Below are 12,216 nucleotides of genomic sequence, written 5' to 3' on the forward strand. Positions count from 1 at the left end.
GACAGGCTTTCAGGTTTTCAGTTTAAGGGTATTTTCCACATGTCCGGGCTCGGGAATACGGGCATCCCCTGCTATGCCCAGTTCTTCAAACTGACGGAGACAGGGCATGACACGGCGGTCAAAGGAGCCCGTCATTCCGTTATAGGTGGCAAGGCTTTTTTCAAGATCCTGACCCATTTTGTTCATGTGGGAAGTAAAACGCAGAAGCCGCTGGTGCAGCTCCTTTCCCATGGAAACAATTTTTCTGCTGTTTTCAAAGGACTCCTGCTCCCGCCATACAAGGGCAATGGTTTTCAGCATGGCAATGAGGGTTCCCGGTGTGGCCAGAAGCACATTTTTGGACGCTGCCTGTTCCAGAAGTCCGGGATCTTCATTCAGTGCGGCGGAAAAGAAGTTTTCTCCGGGTATGAAAAGAATGACAAACTCCGGAGATGGCTGAAACTGCTGCCAGTAGTTTTTTTTCGAAAGCAGACGCACATGCCCGGCCACCTGACGGCTGTGGGCAGTCAGGGCCTCTTTTCTCTTTGCATCGTTTTCCGCTTCCATGGCATCCAGATAGGCGGCAAGGGGAACCTTGGCATCAATCACCACCTGCCTGCCACCGGGCAGGGTAATGAGCATGTCCGGCCGAAAGATGCCCCCTTCGTTTTCCGTATGCACCTGCTCGGCAAAGTCACAATGGGCGGAAAGACCGCTGATTTCCACCACCCTTCTCAGGGTGCTTTCACCCCACCGGCCACGGGTCTGGGGCTGGCGGAGTGCGGAGACAAGCCGTCTGGTTTCACTTTTCAGATCTTCCTGTGCGCTTCCCAGCATGGAAAGCTGGCGGTTCAGTTCTCCAAGGGTGCGTTCCCTGTCCTTTGCAAAGGTATGTACCTCCTTTTCATAGGCCGAAAGCATTTCCCGCACAGGATCCAGAAGGTTGCGGAAATTCAGCTCCCTTTTTTCCATGGCATGCCCCGCACTTTCCAGATGATGGCGGAAATTTCTGTCTGCCATTTCCAGAAAATGACGCTGATTTTCTTCCGATATTTTCGCACAGAGGTTTTCTAAGGAACGCTCCAGACCTTCCTGCCCCTTTTCGATAAAAAGACGCTTTTCCTCACTGATGGCAAGGGCATATTCCGCATTCCTGAGCTTTTGTTTAAGTATCTGACCGGAATACAAAAGCAGAAGACAGATCAGAAAAGCGATAAAAAGCAGTACGCCAAGGATATGGGGGACTTCAAAGGTAAAGGGCATGGCATTTCCGGGTGATGAACTTTTTTCCTGCAAAGATTCTTCCAAGAGAACATTTTCCTGCAACCTGTCTTATACCATTGCCTGTTCTGCTGCAATGCCCATGTCCTGAAGCCTTTTCAGCAGCGCCAATTGAAGGTATTTTTAAGGGATCTCATCAGGAAGGCAGGACAGGGATGATGGCGACCGGAAGATTGGCCCAAAGAAAAGCTTGCCCTGGTGGGCCGTGTGACCTATGAAAATTAAATTGATTCCAGACTGTTTGATGCTGGAATTTGAATCAATCCTGCAAAGCGCAGGGGTTTTACCTGGAAGAGGCTCCCCATGAAAAAATCCACCTACCAGCCCCCCTACTCCCTCACCCCCGAAATCCTGAACCGGGTTGCCCTGATCTGTGAAACCACAGGTCGGCTGACCGTGCTCACCGACCAGGCGAGAGCCTTGCGGCTTCGGCGCATCAACCGCATCCGCACCATTCACGGCTCGCTCGCCATCGAAGGCAACACCCTGAGTGAAGCCCAGATAACGGCCATTCTCGACGGCAGGCGGGTAATCGCCCCGCCCCGCGAGGTTCAGGAGGTGAAAAATGCCCTGGCCACCTACGAACGCTTTGATAGCTGGAAGCCGGAGTCCGAAAAGGGTCTGTTGGAAGCCCATCGGATTTTGATGTCCGGCCTGATCAACGAGGCGGGGCTGTATCGGCATGGTGGCGTGGGGGTGATGGCGGGAAGCCAAGTGATTCACATGGCCCCGCCCGCAGACCGGGTGCCGCATCTGATGGCCGATCTGTTCCGCTGGCTGGCCGCCACAGATGCCCACCCACTCATCGCCAGTTCGGTCTTTCACTACGAGTTCGAATTCATCCACCCCTTTACCGACGGTAACGGCCGCATTGGAAGGCTCTGGCAAAGTCTGATTCTGGCCCGCTGGAACCCCCTGTTTGCTGATCTTCCCGTGGAAAGTCTCGTGTACGCCCACCAGGCCGCCTATTATGAAGCCCTTCAGGAAAGCACCCGACAGACCGATTCCGCCCCCTTCATCACCTTCATGCTGACCATGATTCAGGAGGCCCTGACCAGTGCCACCCCCCAGGTCAACCCCCAGGTCAGCCCCCAAGTCGCGGACCTTCTCCGGGCACTCGGTCACGAGATGGGCAGGGAAGCCCTTCAGAAAAGCCTTGGCCTTCAGGACCGGAAATCCTTCAGGGAACGCTACCTGAAACCGGCCCTTAGGGACGGGCTGATTGAAATGACCCTTCCCCACAAGCCCAGCAGCCGCATGCAACAGTACAGACTGACGGAAAAGGGCCAACAGTGGCGAAGGGAAGATGGCAGGCCATGAAACCACACTCACCAGAGAAAAGGGGGCACAAATGGTAAGAATAAAAAAAGTAGAAGGAGTACGCTGTGAAAAATGAATTTAAAATTCTTGCGGTTAACATTTCTGAAAAAAAAGGGATTCAGAAAAAGCCCTTAGCCACGGCCATGCTGATAGCAGATTACGGAATAAAAGGAGATGCGCACGCAGGTAAGTGGCACAGGCAGGTCTCGCTTCTGGCGGATGAAGATATTCAGACCATGCGTGGCAAAGGCATGGAGCTTGATTTTGGTGATTTTGCCGAGAACATTACGACAGGCGGCATTGATCTCAGCAGCCTTCCCCTTGGAACACGGCTTTTCCTTGGAGAAGCAGAGCTTGAGGTTTCACAGATCGGTAAAGAATGCCATCACCATTGTGCCATATATCACAAGGTCGGAGACTGTGTCATGCCGAGGAAGGGCATTTTCGCCCGGGTCCTCAAAGGCGGGGAAATAAGCAGTGATACCCGCTGTTATTACATTTCCTGAATACAATCAGGCAACAGCCTGCTGGCCAACGGGGCAGTGCGAAGCCCCTTGCCATGGAAAAAAAACCTTTACTTCCCGCTTCATCCTGTCCTATAGAAGGGCCTGAAAATTGATGTTGACAGCTGGGGGAGCCTTAAAGAGGCTGAGAGGGATCATAAAAAAGATCCGACCCTTGGAACCTGAAGCAGTTCGTACTGCCGTAGGGAAGCGAAAAAGAGCAAGGGTGCAACAGATACATGCATCCGGTAAAAGGTCTCTTCAGGGCTTGCCTTTGGCAGGCCCTTTTTGTTTTCTTTGATGCAAAAAACAAAACAGGCCTGTCAGAAGACAGCCCCGGCCCCATACCCTCCCCAAAAAAAGCTTCCACTATCTTCCTCCCCCGGCCCATGAAAAAGTCCTCTTTATGCAGTTTTTAAAGGAGGCACACCCACGGAGGAAGCACCATGCAGATCATCGTTAACGGCAAAGAAGAGGTGCTGGAAAAAAGCACGGATATCCTTGCCTTTCTCCAGTCGAAAAAGCTTGAACCGGATACGGTGGTGGTGGAGCTGAACGGCCTCATCATCGAAAAAAACCGTTTTCCAGAGACCCTTCTTAAGAGCAGAGATCAGGTGGAAATTCTGCGCTTTGTGGGAGGTGGATGAGATGAACCTTTCTGCCCCTGATTTGTTTTCACCTGAAAAGGATGCCCTGATCATCGGAGGCCACAGCCTTTCCTCCCGTCTTTTTGTGGGTACGGGAAAGTATCCCTCAGACACCCTGATTCCCGGTGTTCTGGCCGCCTCAGGGAGTGAAGTGATCACCGTTGCCCTGCGCCGGGTGGATATGAATGCCACAACGGACAATGTCATGCAGCACATCCCTTCCAATATAAGGCTTCTGCCCAATACCTCCGGAGCAAGAACGGCGGAGGAAGCCGTACGCATCGCCCGTCTGGCCAACGCCATGGGCTGCGGCAACTGGATCAAGATAGAAGTGATATCAGACAACCGCTATCTGCTGCCCGATGGCTATGAAACGGTAAAAGCCACGGAAATTCTCGCAAAAGAGGGTTTTGTGGTTCTGCCCTATGTGAATGCGGACCTGATGATTGCAAGGAGCCTTGTTTCTGCCGGTGCTGCGGCTGTGATGCCCCTTGGTGCGCCCATCGGCAGCAACCGTGGGCTTCAGACCAAAGAAATGCTGCGGATTCTCATTGAGGAAATTTCCCTGCCCATCATTGTGGATGCGGGAATCGGCAAACCTTCCCAGGCCTGCGAAGCCATGGAAATGGGGGCTGCGGCCTGTCTTGTGAACACGGCCATTGCCGGAGCGGGCGATCCCGTGGCCATGGCGCAAGCCTTTGGTCAGGCAGTGGCTGCCGGAAGAAAGGCCTTTCTTGCCGGAGAAGCTGCTGTTTCACCGGGCAGGGCCTATGCTTCTTCTCCGCTGACAGGCTTTCTTTCTTAAAAAAACAAAAGGAGAAAACCATGGGTTTTTATGACCTGCTGGCATCCTGTAAAAATGAAGACATTCAAGAGCTCACAGCATCCATCAGTCAAAGGGATGTCTGGCGTGCCCTTTCAAAGGAAAGCTGCGACAGCAGGGATTTTCTTGCCCTTTTATCCCCTGCGGCAAGGCCTTTTCTGGAAGAAATGGCTGTGAAGGCAAGGGAGCTCAGCATCCGGCACTTCGGCAGAACCATACAGCTGTTCACGCCCATGTATCTTTCCAATTTCTGTACCAACGGCTGTGTTTACTGCGGTTTCGGATGCGCCAACGCCATTTTCAGAAAACAGCTCTCCTTAGAAGAGGTGGCCAAAGAAGCCCGCCTCATTGCCGCAGACGGCTTAAAGCATATTCTCATCCTTACGGGCGATGCCCCAAAAATGGCCACACCCGCCTACATAGAAGCCTCCTGCAGAGAGCTGCGCAAACATTTCAGCTCCATCGCCATGGAAATCTACGCCATGGACACAGATACCTACCGCCGCATGGTGGCCGCAGGTGTGGACGGCCTCACCCTGTATCAGGAAACCTACAACGAAACCCTCTATGAAACCCTTCATCCCTATGGACCCAAAAAAGATTACCACTTCAGGCTGGATGCACCGGAACGGGGCTGCATGGCGGGTATGCGCATGGTGAATGTGGGCGCTCTGCTGGGCCTTGATGACTGGCGAAGGGATGCCTTTTTCACGGGCCTTCATGCGGACTGGCTGCAAAAACACTACCCGGAAGTTGAAATCAGCATTTCCCTGCCCAGAATGAGGCCCCATGCAGGAAGCTATTCACCAGCCTGTGAGGTGAGTGATGCGGATTTTGTGCAGATTCTTCTGGCCCAGCGGATTTTCATGCCCAGATGCGGCATATCCATATCCACAAGGGAGAGAAAAGAATTCAGGGACAACATCATGGGCCTTGGTGTCACAAGGATGTCTGCGGGTGTAAGCACGGCCGTGGGCGGACACAGTGACAAAGATTCCGGTACGGGCCAGTTTGATATTTCCGATGAACGATCCGTGGAAGAAATGGCTGCCGCCATCAAAGCTAAAGGATACCAGCCCCTTTATCAGGACTGGCAACCCATGGACCCATGGGAGAAAAGCGCATGAGCCATGACACGCTTTTCAGACAGGGCCTTTCCACCCACCTGCCCGCCCACTGCCGGGAACGGCTGCAGAAGACCTGCATTGGCATCGCCGGTGCAGGAGGCCTCGGCTCCAATGTGGCCTGTCATCTGGTTCGTTCTGGCATAGGCTCTCTGGTGGTGGCGGATTGCGACCGGGTAGCCCCCTCCAACCTCAACCGTCAGTTTTATTTTGAAGATCAGGTGGGCCGGCCCAAGGTGGAAGCCCTGAAGGAGAACCTGTTACGCATCGACCCCGCACTGGACATAAAAACCCACTTCATCCGCCTTGGCCCGGAAAATATGAAGGTCATTTTTCAAGATTGTGAACGGGTGGTGGAAGCCCTGGACGATGCCACAGCCAAAGCCCTGCTGGTGCAAACCCTTGCCCCTGAAAAAAAGCTCATTGTGGCGGCTTCTGGCATTGGCGGCTACGGCGATCCCGAAGGCATCAGGGTTTCTACCTTCGGAAAGAATATTCTTGTGGTGGGGGACGGACGCACACCTTCGGAGACAGAAATCCCCCCCATGTCGCCCAGGGTGGGCATTGCCGCTGCCATGCAGGCGGATCTTATTCTGAAACACCTCATAGGAACCCTGACATCCAAGGAGATAAGCCCATGACCCCCTCTCCCCTTTACCGCATCATGGATGCCAATTTAAACCGCTGCTGCGAAGGGCTGCGGGTGCTGGAGGATATGCTGCGTTTTGTTTGCGAAGATGCCGCCCTTTCCATGGCCCTGAGGAACCTCAGGCACAGTATCCGCAAAGAAACAGCCGCCCTTGCTTCAAGGGCTGTGAAAGCAAGAGACAGTGAAAGGGATCCGGGCCTGGTGATTTCCCAGAACGGCCCGCCAGGAAAAAGATCCGGCATGGCTGATGTGGCCGTGGCCAACTGCAAACGGGTACAGGAAGCACTGCGAAGCCTTGAAGAGCAGGCCGCTGGCCTTTCCATGCCGGAGTTGTGCGGTTTTTTTGAAAGCTGCCGCTTTCGGACCTACACGCTGGAAAAGCGTATTCTGGAGGCCCTGATTCCAGAAAACCGCAGAAATATTCTGAATACGGATATCTATGCCATTACCGCATCGGAGCATTCTAAAGGAAGATCCAATATCGATGTGGTGCGGCAGATGATGGATGCGGACATCCGCCTTGTGCAGTACAGGGAAAAGGATAAAAGCCTTCGTGAAAAATACGAAGAGTGCAGGGAAATCAGAAAAATCACAAAGGATTACGGAGTAAAATTTGTGGTGAACGATGATGTGGACCTTGCCCTTATGGTGGGTGCGGATGGGGTGCACATCGGTCAGGATGACTGGCCCCTTTCTGCCGTAAGGGAGCTTGTGGGCGAAACCATGGCCATCGGACTTTCCACCCACAGTCCGGAACAGGCCGCCGCCGCCCTTGCATCCGGAGCCGATTACATCGGCGTCGGTCCCATTTTTGAAACCCGTACCAAAAAGGATGTCTGCGATCCCGTGGGCTTCACCTACCTTGAGCATGTGGTGAGCAACATTCCCCTGCCCTTTGTGGCCATCGGCGGCATCAAGGCCCACAACATCCATGAAGTGGCAAAGCGGGGTGCTTCATGCATCTGCCTTGTCACGGAAATTACGGGTGCTGAAGATATTGGCGGAAAAATAAAAGAAATCAGAAACATTCTGTCTAAAAAAGGAAAATAAGCATGACTTACACCACACAGATGGACGCAGCGAGAAAGGGTATTCTCACCCCGGAAATACGTACGGTTTCCGAAAAAGAGGGCATGACCCCGGAACGCCTCATGGCGCTGATGGCAAAGGGCCGGATCATCATTCCTGCCAATAAAAACCACAAGAATTTAAGTGCCGAAGGTGTGGGCGAAGGCCTTCGCACCAAGATCAACGTGAATCTGGGTATTTCCAAGGACTGCTCCGATGTGGAAATGGAGATGGAAAAGGTTCACCTTGCCCTCAGGCTCAAAGCCGAAGCCATCATGGATCTGTCCTGTTTCGGAAAAACACAGGAATTCAGAAAACGCCTTGTGGAAATCTCCCCCGCCATGATCGGCACCGTGCCCATCTATGATGCCGTGGGCTTTTACGATAAGAATATCAAAGACATCAGCGTGGATGAATTTTTCCGTGTGGTGGAAACCCATGTAAAAGACGGTGTGGATTTTCTCACCATCCATGCGGGTCTCAACCGGGAAACCGCAGAAAAAATCAAAAGAAATGAGCGCATCACCAGCATTGTGTCCCGGGGCGGATCCCTTCTTTATACATGGATGCAGCTCAATGATGCGGAAAATCCCTTTTACGAGCATTATGACAGGCTCCTTGAGATCTGCGAAGCCCATGACGTGACCCTGAGCCTTGGGGATGCCTGTCGTCCCGGTTGTCTTCACGACTCCACGGATGCCTGTCAGGTGCAGGAGCTGATCACCTTAGGGGAACTGACCCGCAGGGCCTGGGAGCGCAATGTGCAGGTCATGATCGAAGGCCCCGGCCACATGGCCATGGATGAAATTGCCGGTAACATGATGATGGAAAAACGCCTCTGCCATGGTGCGCCCTTTTATGTTCTGGGACCACTGGTCACGGATGTGGCTCCGGGCTATGATCACATCACCAGCGCCATCGGCGGAGCCATTGCCGCTGCCAGCGGTGCGGATTTCCTCTGCTATGTCACCCCTGCGGAGCACCTGCGCCTTCCCGATCTGGAAGATATGAAAGAAGGCATTATCGCCTCCCGCATTGCTGCCCATGCGGCAGACATAGCCAAGAAAATTCCCGGTGCAAGGAAATGGGATGATGCCATGAGCCGGGCCAGGGCGGCCCTTGACTGGGAAACCATGTTCAGCCTTGCCATGGACCCCGACAAGCCAAGGGCCTACCGGGCCTCCTCCATGCCGGAACATGAGGATTCCTGCAGCATGTGCGGCCGCATGTGTGCCGTGCGGAACATGAACCGCATCCGGGAAGGGAAGGATATTCAGCTTCAGGACTGATGGCCGGGCTTTAATGAGTAAAAGCCCTTCCTTCGGGAGGGGCTTTTATCCATGCTCTGGGGGAGATGAAAGTGCTCCTGTCATAATCAGGGTGGCAAGGCTTTGCATGATGCATTTCATGGCGGCATCTTTTCTTTGTTTCTCTCATATAACGGCAGGCTGACCGGCCATAAAATCAAAAAACAACACCCTGTAACCATTCTGTTTTTTATAAAACCCCGCTTTGTTTCTTGACTTGATTTCCGTCTCTCTGTAAAGGAAATCCGGATGGTCCTGATCCTGAGACAAAATCCCCTTTTGTCCATACCATCCCTCTTCCCCGAACCCCCATGAAGGAATTTCCTGCCCATGCTGCATCCCCATACGGAAGTGCGTTTTATCAGTGAAGAAATCGGCAGAGGCGTTTTTGCCACCCGGCCCATTCCCAAAGGCACCGTTGTCTGGGTACAGGACCATTTTGACAGGGTTTTTACGGAAGCGGAAGTCCGCAGCCTTGAGCCCGTTTATCAGGAAATACTTGAAACCTACTGTTTCCGGGACCGCTGTGGCCGATGGATTTTCTGCTGGGACAATACCCGCTATGTCAACCACAGCTTTTCCCCCACCTGTATTCTCACGCCCTATGGTTTTGAACTGGCTGTACAGGATATTGAAGTGGGGCAGCAGATCACCAATGATTACGGATTTTTTAATATTATTGAGCCCTTTGACTGTATCCCGGAAGAAGGGTGCCAGCGCAGCCGGGTTCTGCCCGATGATATCCTTCGCTATGCGGATATCTGGGATGCCCGGCTGGCAGAAGCCTTTACTTTTTTCAATAGCGTAGCCCAGCCCCTTTCAGGTCTGATTTCAAAGGAGAGCCATGATATCGCCCTTGCCATTGCAAAGGGGGAGCGGAACGCCGACTCCATCCGCTGCTGTTATTTTGCCGGAGAGAATGCCTGTAGCCATGCTTGATTTCACAGCCCTTACAGCGGATAATTTTTATGATTTTGAAAAGGAGATTCTGTCTTCCGAAGAAGTTTTTCCTGAAAACATAAGGGAATCTTCGGAAAGCTGTCTCGCAACACTGCAAAGTGCCGGGGGCATGGGGCTGGTGGCCTTTTTTCAGGGACGCTATGTGGGCAATGTGCTTGGGTTTCAACCCCTTGGAGAGGTATTTACGGATCTTAAACTCCATGATGTGTATGGAGAAAACAGCGTGAACCTCATCTACCTTAGCAATATTGTTACCCTGCCAGAATTCCAGCATCAGGGCTTTGGCAGGCAGCTCCTTAAGGCCTTTGTGAATGCTGCTGAAAATGCAGGGTTCCAGAAGGTTGGCGGACATTTCCGGTGCAATGGCTCCCTGAAAAATTTTAAGGCACTGGGAGGGCAGGAGCTGGCAAGTTTTGACAACTGGTATGATACGGGTGAGACCTACACCTATTGTGACCTTGCTCTGGGTGACTGCAGGCCTGCCTGACAGATTTTACCTCATCAGGCGAAAATGGCACTGAATTTTAGTCATTAATCCTGATAATTTAAATGGCAAGATACCTTTCCACGGCCTCTGCACTGGCCATGCCGTCCATGGCTGCCGATGCGATTCCCCCGGCATAGCCTGCCCCCTCTCCGCAGGGGAAAAGTCCGGACACTTCCGGATGCATGCGGGTCTGCAAATCCCTTGGGATTCGGACGGGTGAGCTGGTGCGGGATTCCACCGCAAGGAGGGTGGCTTCTTCACTCAGATATCCCCGGTGGCGGTGGTCCAGGAGGCGAAGTCCCTCGGAAAGCCCTTTTGCCACCACGGGCGGCAGCCACTGATGGAGGGGGGCGCTGTATATGCCGGGAATATAGGATGTCTTTGGAAGATCCGCAGACAGACGGGCAGCCACAAAGTCAGAAGCCCGCTGGGCAGGGGCTTTCTGGCTGCCGTCTCCTTTATTAAAAAGGGACTGCTCCACCCCCTGCTGAAAATGAAGCCCTGCAAAGGGATTTCCCACAGGATCATCCAGATCCCTAAGCCGGATTTCCGTTACAAGGCCTGCATTGGCAAAGGGGCCGCTGCGTTCGGCAAAGCTCATGCCATTTAAAACCAGCTCCCCCGGTGCTGTGGATGCGGGAACCACGGAGCCTCCCGGACACATGCAGAAGGAAAAAACTCCCCTGCCCGAAGTCTGACAGCTGATCCTGTAGGAAGCGGGCGGCAGGGCGGGGTGGCGTGGGGAGGCGCCATAGAAAATCCGGTCAATGCTTTCCTGGGGATGCTCAATGCGTACCCCCATGGCAAAGGGCTTGGCTTCCAAAAGGATACCCTTTTCATGGAGAAGGGTATAGATATCCCGGGCCGAGTGGCCCGTGGCAAGGATCAGGGCATCGCCTTCCACCCTTTCCCCATCTTCCAGCACCGCAGCCCTAAAACGTCCGTCTTCAAAGAGAAAATCCTTCACAAAGGCATTGAAATGCACCTCTCCACCTGCGGCTATAATGGCTTCCCGCATGGATTTTACAATGGCCGGAAGCCGGTTGGAGCCGATGTGGGGATGGGCTTGCCTACGGATGGCCCCACTGGCACCAAAGGTACAGAAAAGGTCCAGTACCCGGCGGATATCTCCCCTTTTTGTGGCACGGGTATAAAGCTTGCCGTCGGAATAGGTGCCAGCACCCCCTTCGCCGAAGCAATAATTGGAATGGGGGTTCACCTCTCCCTTGTACAGGGTCTTGATGTCAAAGCGCCGGGAACGCACATCCTTTCCCCGCTCCAGCACAAGGGGTTTGATGCCCCTTTCCAGAAGGCTCAAGGCCGCAAAATATCCTGCCGGTCCGGCACCCGTAATCACAACCCTTCTGCCGGAAAGGGCCTTCGGTTCAAAGCCCCGGATCTTTTCCAAAGGTGGGGCCTCGCCCTCCCAGCATTCGATCTGAAGAACAAAAAGGGGCTTTCTGCCCCTTGCATCCAAAGACTGTTTCCGGATACGCCAGTCGAAATGCTCAGGATCTCCGGGGGCTGCCTTGGCAAGAATCCTGTGGTGGAGCTTTTCTTTGTCTTCCATTTCTTCCGGAGAAACCCGTATGTCAAAACGTTGCATGGTCGCTTCTTTGTTGGAGGGTACATATTTTTGCACCGGCTAAGGCCGGAATTTTATGATTTCAAGATTTTTAAGTATTTTATAGTGTTTATCATTGGCGGTCAGAACAGGCAGCCACATCCTGGATTGTATCCTTGTCTTTCCAGATTCCAAACAATTCGTTTTCAGCAGACGCTTCTTTTTTTTCACTGTAGGGGATGAGCTTTGCGCAGGGTTTGCTGCGATAGGTTATGATCACTTCTTCCCCCCTGCTTATCGCATCCAAAAGTCTTTTTGAATTAAACCCAAGCTCTTTTGCCGTTGCTTTCATGGCTTGGCCCTCCATTGCTCTAAGTTTATACCTTGAGTAACTGTTCAGCACCGTTTTCCAAAGACCATACCTGCAAGACAGATGCACAGGCCCCAGGCTATTTGCCCGTGACGCAATCTTATTCGGGAGCTTCTTGCCCTGTGCGGAAGCGG

Annotated in this window: 13 protein-coding genes and 1 riboswitch; of the genes, 10 read left to right on the top strand and 3 right to left on the bottom strand. The window is 53.1% G+C overall.

The features are described from left to right. Positions 1-9: 9 nt before the first annotated feature. Positions 10-1,287, bottom strand: coding sequence for a DNA recombination protein RmuC (locus LZ24_RS04300; protein ID WP_144682691.1), 1,278 nt, complete (start codon positions 1,285-1,287; stop codon positions 10-12). 276 nt (positions 1,288-1,563) lie between these two features. Between LZ24_RS04300 and LZ24_RS04305 the strand changes: the two genes are divergently transcribed. From LZ24_RS04305 to LZ24_RS04350, 10 genes are all read left to right on the top strand, one after another. Then, on the top strand, positions 1,564-2,580 hold the full coding sequence (locus LZ24_RS04305) for a Fic family protein (protein WP_144682693.1): 1,017 nt from the start codon (positions 1,564-1,566) through the stop codon (positions 2,578-2,580). Positions 2,581-2,645: 65 nt separating this feature from the next. Beyond that, entirely contained in the window at positions 2,646-3,086 is a 441-nt protein-coding gene (locus tag LZ24_RS04310; protein WP_144682695.1) for an MOSC domain-containing protein, read from the top strand. Positions 3,087-3,200: 114 nt separating this feature from the next. Beyond that, positions 3,201-3,309, top strand: a riboswitch (TPP riboswitch). A gap of 220 nt (positions 3,310-3,529) precedes the next feature. Then, positions 3,530-3,730, top strand: coding sequence for a sulfur carrier protein ThiS (gene thiS / locus LZ24_RS04315; RefSeq protein ID WP_144682697.1), 201 nt, complete (start codon positions 3,530-3,532; stop codon positions 3,728-3,730). A 1-nt stretch (position 3,731) separates the two neighbouring features. Beyond that, positions 3,732-4,535: a thiazole synthase gene (locus LZ24_RS04320; RefSeq protein ID WP_144682699.1), complete on the top strand. Its 804-nt coding sequence runs from the start codon at positions 3,732-3,734 to the stop codon at positions 4,533-4,535. Positions 4,536-4,555: 20 nt separating this feature from the next. Next, complete coding sequence (gene thiH, locus LZ24_RS04325; RefSeq protein WP_144682701.1) at positions 4,556-5,680, top strand: 2-iminoacetate synthase ThiH; 1,125 nt, start codon at positions 4,556-4,558, stop codon at positions 5,678-5,680. Next, the gene (gene thiF, locus LZ24_RS04330) at positions 5,677-6,318 is read left to right on the top strand and encodes a sulfur carrier protein ThiS adenylyltransferase ThiF (RefSeq protein ID WP_144682703.1); all 642 of its coding nucleotides are present in this window, start codon (positions 5,677-5,679) and stop codon (positions 6,316-6,318) included. The genes thiH and thiF overlap by 4 nt, the downstream gene beginning before the upstream one ends. Next, on the top strand, positions 6,315-7,376 hold the full coding sequence (gene thiE / locus LZ24_RS04335; protein WP_144682705.1) for a thiamine phosphate synthase: 1,062 nt from the start codon (positions 6,315-6,317) through the stop codon (positions 7,374-7,376). The genes thiF and thiE overlap by 4 nt, the downstream gene beginning before the upstream one ends. A 2-nt stretch (positions 7,377-7,378) precedes the next feature. Then, on the top strand, positions 7,379-8,683 hold the full coding sequence (thiC, locus tag LZ24_RS04340) for a phosphomethylpyrimidine synthase ThiC (protein ID WP_144682707.1): 1,305 nt from the start codon (positions 7,379-7,381) through the stop codon (positions 8,681-8,683). Positions 8,684-9,031: 348 nt separating this feature from the next. Beyond that, positions 9,032-9,640 carry an SET domain-containing protein gene (locus LZ24_RS04345; RefSeq protein ID WP_144682709.1) on the top strand — a complete coding sequence of 203 codons (609 nt, stop codon included), beginning with the start codon at positions 9,032-9,034 and terminating at the stop codon, positions 9,638-9,640. Beyond that, positions 9,621-10,148 carry a GNAT family N-acetyltransferase gene (locus tag LZ24_RS04350; RefSeq protein WP_186442926.1) on the top strand — a complete coding sequence of 176 codons (528 nt, stop codon included), beginning with the start codon at positions 9,621-9,623 and terminating at the stop codon, positions 10,146-10,148. The genes LZ24_RS04345 and LZ24_RS04350 overlap by 20 nt, the downstream gene beginning before the upstream one ends. Positions 10,149-10,206: 58 nt before the next feature. Here the strand turns inward: LZ24_RS04350 and LZ24_RS04355 are convergent, their stop codons facing one another. Beyond that, positions 10,207-11,754, bottom strand: a complete 1,548-nt coding sequence (locus LZ24_RS04355; protein WP_144682713.1) for an NAD(P)/FAD-dependent oxidoreductase — start codon at positions 11,752-11,754, stop codon at positions 10,207-10,209. Between the two features lie 91 nt (positions 11,755-11,845). Continuing rightward, a partial coding sequence (locus LZ24_RS17515) for a type II toxin-antitoxin system Phd/YefM family antitoxin (protein ID WP_222427526.1) occupies positions 11,846-12,216 on the bottom strand: 371 nt, incomplete at its 5' end.

This window comes from Desulfobotulus alkaliphilus, assembly GCF_007830435.1.
Taxonomy (GTDB): Bacteria; Desulfobacterota; Desulfobacteria; order Desulfobacterales; family ASO4-4; genus Desulfobotulus; species Desulfobotulus alkaliphilus.

Bases quoted from the DNA above. Each gene is read 5' to 3' on its own strand.
- thiF (WP_144682703.1), top strand. From the start codon at position 5,677: ATGAGCCATGACACGCTTTTCAGACAGGGCCTTTCCACCCACCTGCCC.
- LZ24_RS04305 (WP_144682693.1), top strand. From the start codon at position 1,564: ATGAAAAAATCCACCTACCAGCCCCCCTACTCCCTCACCCCCGAAATC.
- LZ24_RS04350 (WP_186442926.1), top strand. From the start codon at position 9,621: ATGCCTGTAGCCATGCTTGATTTCACAGCCCTTACAGCGGATAATTTT.
- thiC (WP_144682707.1), top strand. From the start codon at position 7,379: ATGACTTACACCACACAGATGGACGCAGCGAGAAAGGGTATTCTCACC.
- LZ24_RS04355 (WP_144682713.1), bottom strand. From the start codon at position 11,754: ATGCAACGTTTTGACATACGGGTTTCTCCGGAAGAAATGGAAGACAAA.
- thiS (WP_144682697.1), top strand. From the start codon at position 3,530: ATGCAGATCATCGTTAACGGCAAAGAAGAGGTGCTGGAAAAAAGCACG.
- thiE (WP_144682705.1), top strand. From the start codon at position 6,315: ATGACCCCCTCTCCCCTTTACCGCATCATGGATGCCAATTTAAACCGC.
- LZ24_RS04345 (WP_144682709.1), top strand. From the start codon at position 9,032: ATGCTGCATCCCCATACGGAAGTGCGTTTTATCAGTGAAGAAATCGGC.
- LZ24_RS04320 (WP_144682699.1), top strand. From the start codon at position 3,732: ATGAACCTTTCTGCCCCTGATTTGTTTTCACCTGAAAAGGATGCCCTG.
- thiH (WP_144682701.1), top strand. From the start codon at position 4,556: ATGGGTTTTTATGACCTGCTGGCATCCTGTAAAAATGAAGACATTCAA.